Source organism: Halanaerobium sehlinense (assembly GCF_055379485.1).
The window spans coordinates 1,153,015-1,173,153 of sequence record NZ_AP042442.1 but is presented as its reverse complement, the minus strand read 5'-3'; the positions used below and the strand labels follow the sequence as shown (position 1 = coordinate 1,173,153).

At 34.8% G+C, this 20,139-nt stretch carries 13 protein-coding genes, 1 riboswitch and 1 other annotated feature; all 13 genes read right to left on the bottom strand.

Going from position 1 to position 20,139, the window contains the following annotated elements; all coding sequences use genetic code 11:
- Positions 1 to 3: 3 nt before the first annotated feature.
- On the bottom strand, positions 4 to 1,530 hold the full coding sequence (locus ACZ446_RS05635) for a phosphohexomutase domain-containing protein (protein ID WP_464394140.1): 1,527 nt from the start codon (positions 1,528 to 1,530) through the stop codon (positions 4 to 6).
- Positions 1,531 to 1,621: 91 nt separating this feature from the next.
- Positions 1,622 to 2,323: an EAL domain-containing protein gene (locus tag ACZ446_RS05630; protein ID WP_464394139.1), complete on the bottom strand. Its 702-nt coding sequence runs from the start codon at positions 2,321 to 2,323 to the stop codon at positions 1,622 to 1,624.
- Complete coding sequence (locus ACZ446_RS05625) at positions 2,242 to 3,348, bottom strand: diguanylate cyclase domain-containing protein (protein ID WP_464394138.1); 1,107 nt, start codon at positions 3,346 to 3,348, stop codon at positions 2,242 to 2,244. Before ACZ446_RS05625 ends, ACZ446_RS05630 begins: the two co-directional genes overlap by 82 nt.
- Before the next feature lie 169 nt (positions 3,349 to 3,517).
- Positions 3,518 to 3,982: a 6,7-dimethyl-8-ribityllumazine synthase gene (gene ribH, locus ACZ446_RS05620; RefSeq protein ID WP_464394137.1), complete on the bottom strand. Its 465-nt coding sequence runs from the start codon at positions 3,980 to 3,982 to the stop codon at positions 3,518 to 3,520.
- A gap of 102 nt (positions 3,983 to 4,084) precedes the next feature.
- On the bottom strand, positions 4,085 to 5,281 hold the full coding sequence (locus ACZ446_RS05615; RefSeq protein ID WP_464394136.1) for a bifunctional 3,4-dihydroxy-2-butanone-4-phosphate synthase/GTP cyclohydrolase II: 1,197 nt from the start codon (positions 5,279 to 5,281) through the stop codon (positions 4,085 to 4,087).
- A gap of 57 nt (positions 5,282 to 5,338) precedes the next feature.
- The gene (gene ribE / locus ACZ446_RS05610) at positions 5,339 to 6,001 is read right to left on the bottom strand and encodes a riboflavin synthase (RefSeq protein WP_464394135.1); all 663 of its coding nucleotides are present in this window, start codon (positions 5,999 to 6,001) and stop codon (positions 5,339 to 5,341) included.
- 56 nt (positions 6,002 to 6,057) lie between these two features.
- On the bottom strand, positions 6,058 to 7,179 hold the full coding sequence (ribD, locus tag ACZ446_RS05605; protein ID WP_464394134.1) for a bifunctional diaminohydroxyphosphoribosylaminopyrimidine deaminase/5-amino-6-(5-phosphoribosylamino)uracil reductase RibD: 1,122 nt from the start codon (positions 7,177 to 7,179) through the stop codon (positions 6,058 to 6,060).
- Positions 7,180 to 7,390: 211 nt separating this feature from the next.
- Positions 7,391 to 7,505, bottom strand: a riboswitch (FMN riboswitch).
- A gap of 121 nt (positions 7,506 to 7,626) precedes the next feature.
- The gene (locus ACZ446_RS05600; RefSeq protein ID WP_464394133.1) at positions 7,627 to 8,913 is read right to left on the bottom strand and encodes a hypothetical protein; all 1,287 of its coding nucleotides are present in this window, start codon (positions 8,911 to 8,913) and stop codon (positions 7,627 to 7,629) included.
- Between the two features lie 16 nt (positions 8,914 to 8,929).
- Positions 8,930 to 10,501 (bottom strand): LTA synthase family protein, encoded by a 1,572-nt coding sequence (locus ACZ446_RS05595; RefSeq protein ID WP_464394132.1) that lies wholly within the window; start codon positions 10,499 to 10,501, stop codon positions 8,930 to 8,932.
- Between the two features lie 449 nt (positions 10,502 to 10,950).
- Entirely contained in the window at positions 10,951 to 12,705 is a 1,755-nt protein-coding gene (gene ilvB, locus ACZ446_RS05590) for a biosynthetic-type acetolactate synthase large subunit (protein ID WP_464394131.1), read from the bottom strand.
- An 88-nt stretch (positions 12,706 to 12,793) separates the two neighbouring features.
- Positions 12,794 to 13,048, bottom strand: a binding site (T-box leader).
- 47 nt (positions 13,049 to 13,095) lie between these two features.
- Positions 13,096 to 13,698: a zinc ribbon domain-containing protein gene (locus ACZ446_RS05585; protein ID WP_464394130.1), complete on the bottom strand. Its 603-nt coding sequence runs from the start codon at positions 13,696 to 13,698 to the stop codon at positions 13,096 to 13,098.
- 140 nt (positions 13,699 to 13,838) lie between these two features.
- Positions 13,839 to 15,347: a glutamate synthase subunit beta gene (locus tag ACZ446_RS05580; RefSeq protein ID WP_464394129.1), complete on the bottom strand. Its 1,509-nt coding sequence runs from the start codon at positions 15,345 to 15,347 to the stop codon at positions 13,839 to 13,841.
- A gap of 21 nt (positions 15,348 to 15,368) precedes the next feature.
- A complete protein-coding gene (gene gltB / locus ACZ446_RS05575) occupies positions 15,369 to 19,985 on the bottom strand; it encodes a glutamate synthase large subunit (RefSeq protein ID WP_464394128.1) in 4,617 nt (1,538 codons plus the stop codon).
- Positions 19,986 to 20,139: the final 154 nt, after the last annotated feature.

Below are 20,139 nucleotides of genomic sequence, written 5' to 3'. Positions count from 1 at the left end.
TAATTAAAGAATAGATTTAAGTTGATCATAATTATTTAAAAATCCACGCAAATTGTCTAATATCTTTTCTAAATCCTCCTGCCTGTCACACTCCAGATTAAGCACTAAAACTGGGTCATGTAAAGACATTCTGAGTAAAAACCAGTCACTACCACCACAGTTTACCCGCAGTCCCTGATAGTTATTTGGAGCAATCTCCCAACCCTTCTGCTCTTTAACAAAAGTTTCTAAATCACTCAGAATCCCCTGACCATAATCTTTAAAATCATCTAAATCGATAGTCATTCGATATTCTTTTTTAATCTCAGCTTCTTTAAGATCAGAAATTAAATCACCTATTTTTTTATCTGACTCTGCTTTTAAATTAGCCATTTTGATTAGAACCTTTGCTACCAAATAAGCACCATCATCAAGAAAATAGTTTTCTTTAAAAGCTGCATGACCTGAAGTTTCTATAGCAAGTGGTGCATTAACACCTTCAGCTTCAAGTCTTTTAGCTTCATTAATCACATTTTTATAACCCCTTTTAAACCTGTGATGTACTCCCCCTAATTTTCCCTCAATAAAATCTTTTAAACCAACAGAAGTAACTGAATCTGTAACAATAGTTGCTCCCGGATTATCCTCTAATACTATTGTGGAAGCAAGAGCAATTAATTTGTTCCGGTTAATCTCCTGCCCGCTGCTGTCTACTGCTGCTGCCCGATCAACGTCTGTATCGAAAATGATACCTAAGTCTGCATTATGTTTTAAAACAGCTTGTTGAGTTGAATGCATTGCTTCTTTATTTTCCGGATTTGGAGCATGATTCGGAAAATTCCCATCTGGTTCTAAAAACTGACTACCTGCTGTATCTGCTCCCAGAGCTCTCAGAATTTTTTCAGCAAAGAATCCACCGGCTCCATTACCAGCATCTACAATTATTTTAAAACCTGCCAGGGGGTTTTCTTGATCGAGCTCCTGGTTTAGATTTTTGCGAATAATATTTTTAATATGCTCAGCATAATCTGAAATTAAATCAATACTCTTAATTTCAACATTTTTATTTTCAATTTGAGCTTCAGCTAAAATTTCATTTTCTGATGCGGCTGCTATTTCTAGAATTTCTTTTACGTTTTCTTTTTCTAAACCGCCCTGGTTGGTAAAAAACTTGAAACCATTTTTGTCAAAAGGTAAATGGCTGGCTGTGATCATAATTGCCCCATCATATTTATGACCTTCTAAAACTGTTGACATAAACATCGCTGGAGTGGAAGCAAGCCCAGCACTTAAAAATCCCGCCCCTGCTGCATTTATTCCCTGAGCAAGAGATTTTTTTAATTTATCAGCACTTAATCTTGAATCATGACCAACTGCAATTTTTAGCTCTTTTTGATCTTTATTTAGATTATTGGCAAGCCACTTTGCAAAAGCAAAACCAATACCTACAGCAGCCTCTTCTGTCAAATTAGCTTTCTTGTCAGCATCTGAAATTGCTTTACCCCGCACATCTGTACCACTTAATAATCTTGCCCATTTAATTTTTGACATAAAATCACTCCATTTTTTCAGTTTTTTAATTATCTTTTCTAGATTTTAAATACCTTTAATATTTATTAGCAAATTATAGAATGCTCTTTTATTAAAAAGATTTTGTAATTTGGTGTTCGCTTAAAGGTTTATTAAACAGAAAACCCTGTACATAATCACAGTTATGATCTTCTAAGTAGTGAAGCTGTTCCACTGTTTCTACACCTTCTGCTATAACCTTTACTCCCCACTGGTGTGACATCTCAATTAAAGGTGCAACCATCATCTTTTCTCTGGTTGAGTTGTGAGAAATTAAGTCAATAAAAGATTTATCGATCTTTAAGATATCGAGAGGAATGTGCTGCAAATAACTTAAAGAAGCATATCCTGTTCCAAAATCATCTAAAGCAATACTGATACCCAAATCCTTCAATTTATATAAGACATCTATTACCTGTTCCTGATCTGAAATAAAATGAGATTCTGTTATTTCAAATTCAATTTCAAAGCCTTCTGGTTTTTCTGTTTTTATAATGTCTTCTATCTGATCTAGAAATTGAGGGTCAGTGAGCTGAACCGCTGAAATATTAATCGATAAAATTACTTTCTGGCTAAAATTATTTTTTAGAGTATTGAATTTCTGAATAGAGCTTCTAATTACCCAATCTCCTATTTCTTTAATTAAGCCACTTTTTTCAGCTTCTGGAATAAAAATGGCTGGACTAATTGAACCTAACTTGGAAGAATGAAGGCGCAGAAGAACTTCAAAGCCTCTGAGTTCTTTCCCATCTGTTTTATACTGGGGCTGAAACATAAGATAAAATTCTTCATTTTTAATAGCTTTTTTAAGGCATCTTCCAGCTGAACATCCATTACAACTTCTTTTTCCATATGCTCAGCAAAAAATTCTATTTCTTTGTCTACATTGGTTTTTGCTTTATACATTGCAATATCAGCACTTCTAATTATTTCTTTGCTGTTTTTTCCATCCTGAGGAAAAGTTGAAATACCAAAATTACTGTTCAAGACTACTTCTTTATTTTTATATTTATATGGTTTTTCCAGTTCTCTTTTAATACTTCTGATATACCTATTTAATTGTTTTTTTCCTAACTGCTGATTAACAACAACTGCAAATTCATCCCCACCAAGCCGTCCAGTTAGATCTGAATCATAAATAATTTTCTTCAATCTTTGGGCACTTTCTTTTAAAATATAATCACCGATTTCAAAACCCCAGGATTCATTAATTCTTTTAAAATTTTTAATATCAATAAAAATTAAGTTATAATTGATTTCATTATTTTTAGCCAAAGATGATAAATGGTCAAGCTCTTTGATTATCATTTCCCTGTTGGCAATTTTTGTTAAGCTGTCATGGTATGCTAAATGCTGCAGTTTTTCTTTTTCTGACTCTAATTCTTCTACTTTTGAATTGATTTCATGCTGGTAATTGTAAATCAAAAAGATTACAATCAAAAACGTTGTATATGCAATTAGACCCGGCATATAAATAAATGTATTTTCCATGACCATAACTGCAATCATTGAAGATTGAGAAAATACATTTAAGACCAAAGCAGCTGCAATTCCGGTTTCTTTGAAATTTAAGCTTAAATAAAGCAGGATTAAGATCTGCAGCTGAGATATTAACCCCTTAATAGTATCAGATGAAATATTAAAACCATTTAGATTTATCGAGTGTACTATAAGTAAAAATACAGCAGCAATTATATAAAAACTATTTATTAAAATAAAGGATTTATTATTTTCTAAATTTTTAAAGCTAATGCTGTTAATTTCATTTTTCAAAAAAGAAAAAAATCTTTTTTTCTTCATTATCCAACCTACCCTCATTTTTGACTGTTTGTTTATTAGTATAACTAATTTTGGGCTTTAATTCAATAAATAAAAATTTAAAAATCCCCTTTCAGCATTAACAGATTATTTAAACTCAATCTGTTTACTGTCAGGGGATTATACTAATAATATAAATAGCCTTATAGATTTAATCTATTTCTTTAAAAAGATTTACCATTTCAATCATAGAAACAGCTGCATCATAACCTTTGTTACCAGACTTAGTTCCTGCTCTGGATATAGCCTGCTCGATTGTATCAGTTGTTAAAACTCCAAAAATAACTGGTTTTTCTGTATCCAGACCTGCCTTAGCAACTCCCTTAGAAACTTCTGCAGAAACATAGTCAAAGTGAGGTGTTTCACCTCTAATTACTGCACCTAAAGCGATAACTCCATCATATTTTTCTTTTGCTGCTATTTTTTTTGCAGTTAAGGGTATTTCAAAAGCACCAGGAACCCAAACTACATCAATATCAGCTTCATCCATTCCATGTCTTTTTAAAGCATCTACTGCACCTTCTAACAATTTACCTGAAATAAATTCATTAAAACGACCTACAATAACTGCTGTTTTCATTCCCTGTGCATTTAATTTTCCTTCAATAGTTTTCATTTTATCAGTCTCCTTTTTAAATTTATTTATAATTTTGTTAAACTTGATTTCCAAATCATAATTATTATTTATCTTAAATAATTTCATTAAGACTTTTTTGAATTAATGATCAAAGTCTAAAAGATGTCCCATTTTATCTTTTTTTACCTTTAGATAAAATTCGTTTTCCTGATTTGGGTCAATCTCTAAGGGAATTCTTTCGGTCACCTTTAGTCCATATCCCTCTAAACCAACTATTTTGGTTGGATTATTTGTTAGAAGGCGAATTGTTGAAAGGCCTAGTTCACTCAGTATCTGGGCTCCAATACCGTAGTCCCTTAAATCTGGCTCAAAACCTAAAGCCACATTAGCTTCAACTGTATCCATCCCCTGATCCTGCAGCTGATAAGCTTTAATTTTATTAACTAAACCGATTCCTCTTCCTTCCTGACGCATATATAAAACAACACCACTGCCTTCATCTTCTATTAGCTGTAAGGCTGCTGCCAGCTGTTCACCACAGTCACATCTTTTTGAACCAAAAATATCACCTGTGATACACTGTGAGTGGACTCTAACTAATACATCTTCCTCATTTTCTATATTACCTTTGATAATTGCAATATGCTCTTTATCATCTACCTTTGTTGTGAAAACCTTGATTTTAAAATCTCCAAAATCAGTTGGCAGTTCTGCTTCAGCTGCTAAATTAATCAGTTTATCTTTTTCTTTTCTGTAATTAATTAAATCTTCTATAGAAATTAACTTTAAATCGTGCTTTTTAGCAAATTCTTTTAGGAATGGAAGCCTTCCCATTTCACCATCTTCTTTGATAATTTCACAGATAACACCAGCTGGTTTTAATCCTGCTAGCCTTGCTAAATCAACAGCAGCTTCTGTGTGACCGGCCCTTCTTAAAACCCCACCTTTTTTTGCGATTAAGGGGAATATATGTCCAGGCCTCATAAAATCTTCTGCTTTTGATTCAGGATCAATTAGTTTTTGAATTGTTAAAGCTCTTTCTTGAGCAGAAATTCCAGTTGTAACATTTTTATGATCAACCGAAACAGTAAAAGCAGTCCCATGTGATTCTGTATTTTTTTCTACCATCATCTCTAAATCAAGTTTTTGACTCAATCCAGCTTCGATCGGAGTACAGACCAGACCTCTGGCCTCTTTAATCATAAAATTAATGGCTTTTTTATCTACTTTTTCAGCAGCCATCAAAAGGTCACCTTCATTTTCTCTATCTTCATCATCAACTACTACAACCATTTTTCCAGCTTTGATATCTTCTATCGCTGCTTCTATTTTATCCATATTAACTCTCCCTCCAAATCAAAATTTATATTAAGTTTAAGTTTATTATCTGGTTAATTAAATAAAACCATTTTCAGCTAAAAAACTTTTAGAAATCTTTGTATCCTGCTTATTTGGCTGGTCTAAATTATTAAGCATTTTATAAACATATTTACCCAACATATCAGTTTCAATATTGACTCGATCACCAGCACTTAAAAGTGATAAATTAGTTTCAGCCCAACTTTCAGGAATTAAAGATATTTTTAGAATCCCATTTTCAATTCCCATTACTGTCAGACTGACTCCGTTTAGAGCTACTGATCCTTTTTGAACAATAAATTTTTCTGTTTCTTGGTCTACTTTCATCTCAATTATCTGAGCATTATTTTCTTTTTTTATTGACTTTACTACAGCAGTTGAATCAACATGACCTGTAACAAAATGGCCGCCAATGAAATCATTTGCTTTTAAAGATTGTTCTAAATTCAAGATTGAGTCAGGTTCTAAATCTCCCAGATTTGTTGCCTTAAGTGTTTCCGGCATTACATCAGCTCTAAAATAATCGCTGCCATAATCAACCACTGTTAAACAGACTCCATTAACTGCAATACTGTCACCAGTTTTAACGTTTTCTAAAACTTTTTCTGCCTTTATTTCTAATTGATATTTATTATTGCCTTTAAATTTTCTTAAAAACTTACCCTTTTCTTGAACTATGCCACTAAACAATAAATCCACCTCCTTAAAATATATCAATCGCTTATTGAAGATGTGCTTTAATTCTGTTATAGAAACTATTTTCTTTCAGCAATCAGTAATATATTATCTCCCAGTAATTTTTGTTCTAAGATTTTCAAATCAACTGCATCTGACATTAATTCTGGCCCTTTACCACAAAAAGAAGCTGTGCCATCACTACCACCATAGATTTTTGGAGCGATAAAATAGTAGAATTTATCAACAAGATCTTCTTTTAAAAAAGTGTGGCTCAGTTTGGCTCCTCCTTCAACTAAGAGGCTGCTTATTTTCCTCTGGCTTAAACTTTTTAAAACTTCTTTGAGATCAAAGTATTTATTATTAGATTCCAAAGATAGTATTTCCACCATTTCTTTTTTTGATAATTTTTCTTTTTTTTCTAAAACAGCTTTATCACTATTTGCCGCCGTAATTATTAAAGTTTTTGCTGTTGAATCCTGATTTATTAATTTTGCATCCAGCGGTATTTCTAAATCAGGATCTAAGATAACCCTTAATGGATCAACTCCCTCTTTATTATCTAACCTTGCTGTCAGGGAAGGGTCATCAGCCAAAACAGTTCCAATTCCGACAATTATGGCATCAACTCGATGTCTTAGTTTATGGCCTTCTAATCTGGCAGCTGAATTAGTTATCCACTTTGAATCACCAGTTTTACTCGCAATATAACCATCTAAAGTTTGAGCTTTTTTCAAATAGACAAAAGGATAATCACTTTGAATATATTTCAAAAAGATCTCGTTTAATTTCTGAGCCTCTTTCTTAAATAATCCAATTTCCACTTCAATTCCAGCTTTTCGAAGCATCTCTATTCCTCGGCCAGCTACCTCAGGATTGGGATCGACCATTGCTACTACTGCTCGGCTTATTCCATAATCAATTAACTTTTGTGCACAGGGAGGAGTTTTGCCGTAATGACTGCAGGGTTCTAAACTAACATAAATATCTGCTCCTACAGCTTTTTCTCCTGCCTCTTCAAGTGCAAATACTTCTGCATGTGGGCCACCATATTCCTGATGATAACCTTCACCAACTATTTTTCCATCCTTTACAACTACAGCTCCAACCATTGGGTTCGGTGAAGTTCTTCCTTCTCCCAACTCAGCCAATTCTAAAGCTCTTTTCATATATTTTTGATCAGCATTAGAAAATTCCTGCATTTTATACCTCCAATAATCTGCAATAATCCCTTTAAATTTATTAATATCAGAAAAATTAAGTTAAACTATAATTCTCTTTAAAATAGAAAAAGCCCCTCCAAAACTGGAAGGACTTTAAATAGTCGAATATTATAATATAAGTAAATTAAACCGGTTTACCTGCAGCTAAAAAAATTATAGTGCTCAGTAAACAAATTAGATTAATAAACTTATAACCTAACTCCCTTCCAGACTTTACTGTCGGTTCTGCATTTCATCAGATCAATCCTCTTGGATTTGTGGACTTTACCACCGGTAGGGAATTTCACCCATCCTCGTTAGTTTTATTAAATTTTCTAGTTATATTTTAGCATTTTAACTGCAGCTTGTAAAGTAATTTCACATAAAAACTTGCTGCTACTTCTTTTGAGACTGTTTTTGTCTTTTAATTTGTAAAATAATTAAAACTTATTCCAGACTCAAATCATCAATTGGCCCCCAAAACTTTATTGAATAAAAGCCAGCTTCATTTCTGCTTATTTGCTGATTTAAAACAAGCTGCAGAAATGAATTAAGCTGTTCTGCTTTAGCAGTTTGAGGTTTATATTTCAATTCGGCACTGCTGATATATGGCATATCTTCACTATAATTATATTCAGCAGTTAAATCAGCAAGCAGCATTGATGAGTCTAATTCAGATTGGCTGCTGCCGGTAGGATGACTGTACTGCTGCTGGTAAGAAAAACTATTAATTAGTATTTCAAATTGATTATTTTCAGCAAGGATACCAAAACTATTCTGATTTAATTGCTGAGCTAAAATTTCTGCCAGCACAAGTTTAAATTCTGTTAGTTTTAAATTGAAATCAAGCTGATTAGCTCTAACTCTATCATTTAAATTTGATAGATCAAAGCTCCCATTAAAACCAAACTGTTTAAATCTTAAATCCTGATAAAAATTATTTGCTTCAAAATCTATATCTTCTGCTGTCAGGTGGAAATCATAATCACCCTTCAATTCTTCAAAAGTAATTTGCTGTTTTTGATCACTATAGTCTATAATTGATTCAAAGTTGTAAATTAAAGTTAAAAGCTCACTGCTTAAATTAAATTCTTTGAGATTAAAATTTCTTTGATCTTTATTATAATCTGCTCTGAAAACAAAGTTATTAAATGTTGATAGTCCGGCCCATGCTTCATCAGTTAGGCCATAGCTTCTATAGTAAGGGAAATTATATTTAAGCTCAGCTGCAGTAAAATCCAGCTGATGATCACTGTCTAATAAGGGCTGCAGATTATTATCATTTTTAAAGGCCAAAAATATTTCTTCAGTTAAATTACCTCGATAGTGCAGCTCTGCCTCCTGAAAGTCAAGTTGATAATTCTCATTTAAATTTGAAAACCTTATTTGATAAATATTACTATCTAAATCTTTATCTAGTTCAAAATCTTGGTTTCTAATATAATTTAATATCTGCCGCCAACCAAAGTTTATTTCTGCCTGATTAATAATTAAATTAAATTGATCAGCCTGAGATAAATTAAGATTTTTAATATCTATCTTTTGGAGTAAGGGATTACTTGTAACTTCTATAGACCTCAGCTGATAATTATTAGCTGAAGCTGCCTCTCTCATTTCAGCTGTTACATCTTCGGCAATTTTTTGTCCATAATAATAATTGGCTCCAAAAATAACTGCTGCTGCAAATAACATTATTAGAATGTAAACTGACGCCCTCTTAAAAAAATTCTTCATTTAATAACCTCCCAATTTATTGAGAATCTGATTCTGATATACTTTTTTTCATAATCTTTTGCATATAATCTATCAGATTGACTATTCTTTCCTTTTCTGATTCTTTCAGAGTTATTTTTTTTGTTTCTTCACTTTTTAATGCTATTCTTTCGAAGTCATTTTTCTGATCTGAGCTCATTGGTAATCTTACAAATAGGTTATCATTATACAAAATTTGAGGCATCTCATGTAAAAACAAAACAGGTCTTTCTTCATTTTTTAATAAAGAGTTTCCTAAAAAACCCTCGGGTTTTTCTCTATCCCCTAAAATATCTAAAATTGTTGGTGCAATATCTGTATGGGTTCCTGTTTTATCAATTATTTTTGCCTGAATTTGAGGATTAAAAATCATTAAGGGAATATTTTCTGGCTCTTTTGCTGAAGACTCCATCAGAAAGTTGCCGCTGGAATTATAACTTTCCTTTTTGATATCAGAACTGTGATCAGCATAAAAAACAAAAAGAGTATTTTGATAAAGGCCTTTATTTTTTAATTTCTCAAAAAAATTTTCAACTGCAAGATCAGTAAAGTAAAGTGAATTAAAATAATCTTTGACTATCAGAGGCTCTAAGTCCTCAAATTCTGGTTGACTATAATCTTCTGGATAAAAATCAAATGGTGTATGGCTGGTAACAGTTATATAAAAGGCAAAAAAAGGTTTTTTAGCCTGCTGTAGATAACTAATTGATTGTTCAAAAAAATCATAATCATTGATTCCCAAATAACTTTCTTCAGCAACTTTAGCATTTTCTAGCGTAAAATCAGCCCGATGATAAAATTTATCAAAACCCATTTCCGGATAAGCTTTATCACGATAAAAGAAATCCCCCTTGTTTCCATGAAAAGCTAAAAACTCATAATTTCGTTCTTTTAATACCTTTACTATAGAATTAAACTCTGACATATCATTAGTTTTAAAAGCATAAGTTTTATTTCTAGGATAAAGTGAAGTTAAAAATGAAAATTCAGCATCAAAACTTCCATTAACATGTTGAGCATAGATATTATTAAAGTAAAGTGATTTCTTTTTTAATTTATTTAAAAATGGAGTTATTTCCTGATTATTATGTTGATAACCGATTATTTTTTGATCAAAAGATTCAAGTTGAATTACAATTATATTTTTAATGTTTTCTAATTTATGAGTTTGGCTTAAATCTTCTTCCTCCACAATTTCAGCCTCATCTATTTCCTCAACATCTGTTTCCTCCTGATTATTTAAAATGATATACTCGGCAGCATAAAGAGGTAAAATACCATAGACACTAACAAAGGCAGGAGTACTGTGTTCGTATAATTCTAAAAAGCCATTTACTGCATAAAGATTATTTGTATAGTATATATGACCTCCTAAAATTACTATAATTATTAAAAAAATTGTTAAAATAAACTTTCTGGAATCTTTATAAATTGATACCTCATCAGATTTAAGGGCAGAACTGTGGTAAAATAAAAATATTAAAATAGGTATTTCAAAAATAAATAACAGGTCATGATAACCAATCAACTGTCGGAATAAAACTTTAAAAGGACGTATGCCTTGGCCCATCGTAATATCAGCGACACTTAAATAATTAGAGAAATATTTATTGTACCATAGATTTGCAAAAAAGAAAGCTGTAAAAAAGAGGTGAATTATAAATGTGATGTAAATTCTTTTTTTATTCTTTAATAAATAATTTGCAGATACTAAAGCCAACAATATCATAATAATATTTTTTGAAATTAAGATATAAAATGAACTAACTTGAAATATATACCAGTTAAGATAATTATATTTTGTTAAGAATCCTGTGAGAAAACAGAAGAATATAATCTTTTCCTTAAAAGTAAATTTGTTAAAATATCTCAATTTATAACTCTCCTATATATTTTTCTCTTACTTTAATAGTATGTTTTTTTAATAGAATATGCAATACATTTTTTGATAATTATTTGAATTTTTAGTGAAAATTATTAAAAATAAATTATTAGAAATAAATTGAGATAGATTAACTGCTATTTTTGTTTATCTTTTCTTAAAATCATATCTTTAAGACTTCCTCCTGCAGAAACCATTGGAAAAACATTTTCTTCTTCTTCAATCATAAAATTTAAAATATAACTTTCTTTAGCTTTAATTGCATTTTGAAGAGCTGATTTAATATCTTTTCGCTCAGTAATAGTTTCCCCTTTGATTCCATAGCCTTTTGCTACCTGAATAAAATTGGGAATCATTTCGGGACAGTCTGAATTAGGGCCCGAACATTTAGGAGGACAGTTAACCTGCCTTCTTAAACAGGTTGCAGAGTAACGTTTGTCATAAAATAATTCCTGCCACTGTCTAACCATTCCGAGATACTGATTATTAAAAATAATTATCTTTACCGCCACATGATTTTTAGCTGCAGTTGCCAGTTCCTGGATATTCATCTGAAAACTGCCGTCTCCAACAAGTGCAAAAACTTCTTTTTCTGGATTAGCAATTTTAGCTCCAATAGCTGCTGGAAAACCATAACCCATAGTTCCCAAACCACCTGAACTAATAAAAGTTCTGGGCTTACTGTATTTATAATACTGAGCAGCCCACATCTGATGCTGACCAACACCAGCAGTAATTACTGCATCTCCACCTGTTAAATCATAAAGAGTTTCTATAATCTCTGATGGTAATAATTTTTTGCTTTTTTCAGGATCTGCTTTTTGATCAATTTTTCTCCACTCGTTGATTTCATTGATCCAGGCAGGTCTTTTAACCTCTTTAATTTGCGGTATTAATTCTTTTAAAGCGGTCTTAACATCTGCTGTAATTGGAACTTTTGTTTCTATTATTTTGGCTATTTCTGCAGGATCAATATCAATATGGATCACATCTGCGTCAACTGCAAATTCTTCTATCTTTCCGGTTACACGGTCATCAAACCGAGCACCTAACGCAATAATTAAGTCAGAATTTGTAATTGCTGAATTAGCTTCAGTTGTCCCATGCATTCCCAGCATTCCTAAGGATAAATAATTATTTTCATCAAAAACACCTATTCCATTTAGGGTAGTTGTTACCGGTATTTCAGCTTTTGCTGCCAGTTCGGCAATTTCCTTTTCTGCTCCTGAAATAATTGAACCTCCTCCAGCATAGATAATCGGCTGATTTGAATCATTTATTAGCTCTGCAGCCCTTTTTAGCTGCAGTTTATTTGCTCTATAAGTTGGATTATACCCAGGAAGATCAACCTCTTTTGGATAACTGAACTCAGTTTCTTCTTTTAAAATATTTGACGGTATATCAACCAGTACTGGCCCGGGTCTGCCGGTAGAAGCAATATAGAAAGCTTCCTTAATTATTCTCGCTAAATTTTTTACATCATTAACAATATAGTTGTTTTTGGTAATAGGCATAGTTACCCCTTTGATATCCGCTTCTTGAAAACCATCAGTACCAATCATATTGTTTGGCACCTGACCTGTAAAGGCTACCAGCGGAACTGAATCCATATTTGCGGTTGCTAGTGCTGTTACCATATTTGCTGCACCAGGTCCTGAAGTCGCAATACAGACTCCCGTTTTCCCACTTGAACGCGCATATCCATCAGCTGCATGGACTCCTCCCTGCTCATGATGTGGCATAATATGTCTAATTTTTGAATCGTACAATTTATCATAAATATCTATTACCTTTGCCCCAATATAGCCAAATATAGTATCTACACCTTCTGCCTCTAATGATCTAACAAAAATTTCTGCTCCACTCATAATCTGCTTTTCATTACTACTCATACTGCTCACTCCTTTTTAAGATAAATTATCAATTTAAAAAAATCCTTAAAATAAAAAAACTCTCATCTCTACTAATAGTTAAACTATTAATAGGGACGAGAGTCATCTCACGTGGTACCACCCAAATTTGCTGTTAGCCAGCCTCTTCAGTACTCCTGATTTTAAATCATTTATACCTCTGCATATGATAACGGATGCATTTAAATTAAGATTCCGACAGCACTTACTTTTTTCAGTACTGCAGTTCAAGGGCTACAAAAATAAATTTTTAGATATCGGTTCTCAGCAGTACCGACTCTCTGTAATCATTAAATATTATTTTCCTCCCTCTCAAAACTTTTAATTATATAGTTGTAATTTGTTTAATTATATATTGTTTTTTGAAAATTGTCAAGAATCAGAATGATCATCTGAGTCAGTTTTAAATACTGGTTCTTTTATTTCAACAAGTACTTTATGACTGTGATGATAAAAGTCATCATTCAATTTCTGATATTTTTTCTTATTTCCTTCAAGCCTAGATACTCTTAAATTAAGCTGTTCTAACATTGCTCCATGATTATCAGTTCTAGCAAGCAAAGTCTTAAGCATCTGAGTATTTTCTTCTAGTTGAGGCTTCATTTCTGCTACATCTTTCTTTAAGGTTGATACATCAGTTTTTAGTGAAGAAACATCAGTTTTTAGTGAAGACACATCAGTTTTTAGTGAAGACACATCAGTTTTTAGTGAAGACACATCACTTTTTAATGAAGATACATCAGTTTTTAATGAAGAAACATCATCTTTTAGTGAAGATACATCACCTTTTAATGAAGATACATCACCTTTTAATGAAGATACATCATCTTTTAGTGAAGATACATCACCTTTTAATGAAGATACATCACTTTTTAATGAAGAAACATCATCTTTTAGTGAAGATACATCAGTTTTTACCCCAGATATTTCTTCCCTCACTATTTGTCTAATAGCATTTAAAAATTCCTGATCCAATTTTCACACCACCTATCTCTTAATCGTTTCCATTAACAAGATTAGCTATTGTGATGAATACTATAAGTATTATTTTTTCATTAAATATATTATATCATAATAGGTAGTGAGAGTTAAGTAGTTTTTATAAAGATCTAATTTTATTTTCCAAAAATTGGTCCCGCAAACGGAAGGTGCACGTGAAGATATTTATCTACTTCTTGAGCTGCTTTTCTACCCTCATCAATTGCATTTACAATCAGACTCTGGCCGCGGCGCATATCACCAGCAGCAAAAACCCCTTCAATATTTGTAGTAAAATCACCATATTCTGCTTTAACATTAGAGCGATTATCCTGCTCCAATCCTGCTGACTCGATTAAATCCACTTCCGGTCCTAAAAATCCCATTGCAATTAAAATTAGATCAGCAGACCATATTTTTTCTGTTCCTGGCTTTTCAATAGGTACAAAGCGATTTTCATCATTTCTTTCCCAGTTGATTTTAACAGTCTTAACTCCATTTACAATCTTTCCAGCCTCAACTTCTTCAGTCAGAATTTCTTCAGTCATAATCAGAAACTCTCGCGGATCAGAGCCAAAAACTTCAATTGCCTCTTCCTGCCCATAATCAACCTTAAGAGTCTTGGGCCATTCAGGCCAGGGATTATCTGCCTGACGTTCAGATGGGGATTTAGGCATTATCTCAAACTGATTTACACTTTTCGCACCCTGTCTGACAGCAGTTGCTACACAGTCAGTTCCAGTATCACCACCACCAATCACAATTACATCTTTATTTTCTGCAGAAATATAATCTTCATTCTGATCACCTAAAATATGCTTTGTGTTTGCTTTTAGATAGTCTACAGCAAAATGAACACCTTCTGCCTCTCTACCCGGAACTTTAAGGTCACGAGGCTTAGTTGCTCCACCTGTTAGAACAACTGCATCAAATTGTTCTTTCAGTTCATCCAGGCTCAGGTCTTTACCAATCTCAGTCTCAGTGATAAATTCTACACCTTCAGCCTCCATAATATCAAGACGCCGTTTGAGAACTAGTTCTTTATCAAGCTTCATATTTGGAATACCGTAAACCAGAAGTCCTCCAATTCTATCCTGACGTTCATAAACAGTTACTTTGTGTCCTAATTTGTTTAGCTGATCAGCTGCAGCCAGACCAGCAGGTCCAGAACCCACTACTGCTGCTGATTTTCCCGTTCTATTTTCTGGTGGTTCAGGCTTGATCCAGCCTTCGGAAAAGGCTTTTTCTATAATCTGATATTCATTTGCCTTAATTGTAACTGCCGGGTCATTGAGTCCTACTGTACAGGATCCCTCACAGGGAGCCGGACAGACTCGACCTGTGAACTCGGGGAAATTATTAGTTTTCAGCAGCCTTTTCACCGCTTCTTCCCATTTCCCTTTATAGATTAGATCGTTCCACTCCGGAATTAAGTTGTTTACCGGACAGCCGGAAACCATACCTCCAATTTCAAGACCACTGTGACAGAAGGGGATACCACATTCCATACAGCGGGCTCCCTGAATCTTAGCAGCTTTTTCGCTAAATTTATTTTTAAATTCAAGCCAGTCATTTATTCGTTCTTTAGGCGGTCGTTCTTTAGGAACTTCCCGCTTATATTCCATAAATCCAGTTGCTTTACCCATTTTTATTTTCCTCCTCTGTCCTTAATTTCCGCTTACTCTAGCTTCATCATGAGCATTTTCTTCGAAAGCTTTCATTAAAGCATCTTTTCGGCTTAAGCCCTGTGTCTCAAACTCGGCAATCGCATTAACCATCCGCTGGTAATCAAGAGGCATAACGCGAATAAACTTCTCTTTATATTCCTGCCAGTTATTTAAAATTTCAGCGGCTCGATCACTGCCGGTATATTTTAAATGTTCTTTAATCATTTCTTTAACAATCACTTCATCTTCTGTTTCGGTTAAATAATCAAGTTTGACCATCTCTGTATTTGCCTTATCTTTGAAATCAGCTTCTATATCAAATACATAGGCAGTTCCACCTGTCATTCCAGCAGCAAAATTACGGCCAACCTGACCGAGAACTATAACTTTTCCACCTGTCATATATTCACAGCCGTGGTCTCCCAGGCCTTCGACAACAGCATTTACTCCACTATTTCTTACACAGAAACGCTCTCCTGCCTTACCTTCTATATAGGCATTACCAGAAGTTGCACCAAAAAAGGCCACATTTCCAATAATAATATTTTCTTCAGCCTTAAACTTTGACATTTCTGATTTCTCGACAATAACCTTAGCTCCTGATAGTCCTTTACCCAAATAATCATTGCTGTCACCTTTCAGTCTGAAGGTCACTCCTTTAGGTAAATAAGCGGCAAAGCTCTGTCCTGCTGATCCTTCAAAATTAAGTTGAATTGTATCTTCTTTTAAACCTTCTGCACCATAGCGTTTGGTTATCTCATTTCCTAGAATAGTCCCTACAACCCGATCTGTGTTTTTAATTTTTAAGTCTTTTTCTATCTGAACTCCACTTTCTACTGCTTCCTTTGTTAAATCCAGCAGTTCACGCAGATCAAGACTTTTATCCAGACCGTGATCCTGTTTTTGCTGACAGTAAACAGCTCTTTCTTTAACCTTTTCTGGCTGATAAAGAATAGAAGAATAGTCAAGCCCTTTTGCCTTCCAGTGATCTCTGCGCTTATCCTGTCTGAGTTTATCAACTCTACCGACAAGCTCATTTACTGAGCGGAAACCTAAAGCTGCCAGCTCATGGCGGAAGTCCTCAGCCATAAAGCGCATAAAGTTAACAACATGTTCTGGCTTACCCTGGAACTTTTTCCGCAGTTCCGGGTCCTGAGTTGCGACTCCTACCGGACAGGTATTTTTGCTGCAGACTCTCATCATTACACAGCCTAAGGCAACTAAAGGAGTTGTGGCAAATCCGTATTCTTCAGCTCCCAGCATTGCTGCTACTGCCAGATCCTTACCTGTCATTATTTTACCATCTGTTTCTAAAGTTACTCGATCTCTTAAATTATTTAAAACCAGTGTCTGATGGGTTTCAGAAAGTCCAAGCTCCCAGGGAAGTCCAGCGTGTCGAATACTGGTCCGGGGAGAAGCACCTGTCCCACCATCATAACCGCTGATTAAAATTACATCTGCTTTTCCCTTGGCCACACCAGCTGCTACTGTACCCACTCCTACTTCAGATACCAGCTTAACATTAATTCTGGCTTCACGGTTGGCATTTTTCAAGTCATGTATCAGCTGAGCTAAATCCTCAATTGAATAAATATCATGATGAGGAGGAGGTGAAATTAAGCCAACACCTGGAGTTGTCCCTCTTGTTTCTGCAATCCAGGGATATACTTTTCTACCTGGAAGCTGACCACCTTCACCCGGCTTAGCTCCCTGAGCCATTTTAATCTGAATCTCTTCTGCATTACTCAGATAATGGGCATTAACTCCAAAACGACCTGAGGCAACCTGTTTTATGGCACTGCTCCTCAGATCACCGTTCGGATCAGGTGTAAATCGTTCTGGGTCTTCACCACCTTCTCCAGTATTGCTTTTTCCACCAACTCTATTCATTGCAATCGCAAGTGCTTCATGAGCTTCCTGACTGATTGAACCATATGACATTGCACCAGTTTTGAATCGTTTCATAATTTCTTCAGCCGGTTCAACTTCCTCTAGAGGAATCGGCTGCGGCTGATATTCTGGTTCTAAAAGCCCGCGCAGAGTCATCATTTTTGAACTCTGATCATTCAATTTATTTTTGTATTCTTTAAATAGCTGGTAATTATTTTCTCTTACCGCCCGCTGCAGTAAGTAGATAGTCTCCGGATCATAAAGGTGTTCTTCTCCGTCTTTGCGCCAGCTGAAATGACCTCCTGATTCTAAGGTTTCTTTATCTACTTTAACTCCCTTAAAAGCACTGTCATGGCGCATAATACTTTCTTTTTCTATTTCATCTATTCCAATTCCACCGATTCGTGATGCTGTACGGCAGAAATATTCATTTATAACTTCATCAGATATTCCAATTGCTTCAAAAATCTGGGCTCCCCTATAGCTCTGAACAGTAGAAATTCCCATCTTAGCCATAACCTTTATTACACCTTTGACAGATGCCTTAATATACTGTTTTACTGCCCTTTCTTTAGAAATTTCCAGGTGGCCTTCTTCAACCAGATTCTCCAGAGATGCATAAGCAAGATAAGGATTAACTGCATCCAGTCCATAACCAATCAAAGTTGAAAAATGGTGAACCTCTCTCGGTTCTCCTGATTCTAAAACTAGACTTATCTTTGTTCTTAATCCTTTTTCAATTAAATAATGGTGAATTCCACTAACTGCAAGCAGTGCTGGAACTGCAATCTTCTCCCCATTTACTCCCCGGTCAGAAAGAACTAAAATATTAATTCCTTCTTCTACTAGTTTTTCAGCTTCATCACAAAGTTCTTTCATTCTAGCAGCCAAACTACCTGTCTTATCCTTTTTATCAAAGATAATATCCAGAGCAGCAGTTTTGAAACCAGGCTGATTAAGTTCTTTAATTAACTCTAATTCTTCATTACTGAGCAGTGGATGTTCTAACTCAAGCTGACGACAGCTTAACGAATCCGGCTGCAGCAGGTTGCCTTCTGAGCCCAGAAAAGTATTGCTTGCAGTAATTAACTTTTCTCTAATTGAATCGATAGGTGGGTTGGTTACCTGAGCAAAACGCTGTTTAAAATAGTTATATAAAAGCTGTGGCTGGTCAGATAAAACTGCCAAGGAGGCATCATTCCCCATTGAGCCAATTGGATCGACTCCATCCCGGGCCATCGGAATTAAAATTTTCTGCAGGTCCTCATAACTGTAGCCGAAACTCTTCTGCAGCTTAACCAGCTGGGATGGCTGCAAATCCTTTGCTTCGGTTTTATTTTCAGATTCTGACTGATCTGCTTCAACTTTTAAATCTTCAAGCTCTATCAGCTCTTCTTCAAGCCAGCTGCCATATGGTTCTGCTGCGGCTATTTCTGCTTTTAACTCTTCATCATTTATAATTCTGCCTTCTTCTGTATCTAATAAGAGCATTTTACCTGGCTCGAGACGCTGTTTGCTGATAACTTTTTCTTCTGGAAGTTCTAAAACTCCAACTTCGGAAGAAAGAATCAGTAAATCATCATCTGTCAGATAATATCTGGATGGGCGCAGACCATTCCGATCAAGCACTGCTCCCACCTGAGTACCATCAGTAAAGGCCATGGCAGCCGGGCCATCCCAGGCTTCGATTAAGGTGCTGTGGTAATGATAAAAATCTCTCTTCTCTTTTTCCATCTCTTCGTTATGCTCCCATGGTTCGGGAATCATCATCATCACCGAATGAGCAAGTGAGCGGCCATTTAGAGCTAAAAACTCTAAAACATTATCAAAACGAGCTGAGTCACTACCTTCAGGTGCAATAACCGGCAGCAGTTCTTTTAGATCATCGCTGAAAATATCACTCTCAAAAATCCCTTCCCGGGCCCGCATCCAGTTTTGATTACCCAGCATGGTATTAATCTCACCATTATGGATCAAATAGCGGTTGGGATGTGCCCTCTCCCAGCTGGGAAAGGTATTTGTGCTGAAGCGTGAATGCACCAGAGCAATCGCTGTCTTCATTTCTGGCTGACTTAAATCCGGGAAAAATCCTTCCAGCTGCTCGGGGGTCAGCATTCCCTTATAGACTAAGGTGCGGCTGGAGAGTGAGGCAAAATAAAGCTCCCCTTTATACTCTGAACTACGAATCTTATTTTCAATTTTTTTGCGGATTAAATATAATTTTCGTTCAAAATCTATTCCCTGCTCTACTTCTTTAGACTTCTCAATAAAAATTTGATAAAAATCTGGCATTACTTCCAGGGCTGACTTTCCAATTTCTGCTGCCTCAACCGTTACCCTGCGCCAGCCAAGAACTTTTTGTTCTTCTTTACTAACAATCTTTTCAACTAAATCTATAATTTCTTCTCTCTTCTTTTCGTCCTGCGGCAGAAAAACCATTCCTGCTCCATAATCTCCTACTTCTGGGAGTGATACTCCCTTATCCTCCATCTGCTGCCTCAAAAAGCTGTCAGGAAGCTGAATAAGTATCCCTGCACCATCACCAGTATTCTCTTCACTACCACTTGCTCCCCTGTGGCTTAAATTAACCAGCACTTCCAGGGCCTGCTCAACTATCTGGTGTGACTTTCTACCTTTAATATGGCTCACAAATCCCATACCACAGGCATCGTGCTCAAATTCTGGACTATATAATCCCTGTTTTTGGGGCATTTTTGTAAAAGTCATTATAATCATTCCTTCTTTTATAGATTTGAAGAGCACCAGATACTTTAAAATAATTTAGACCAGGAAAAAAATTAATTATAAATTGTTTCCAAGTACCCGGTTTAATTATTATTCCAGCACCTGCTGCTTAATGTGTACTTTAAAGTATAGAACT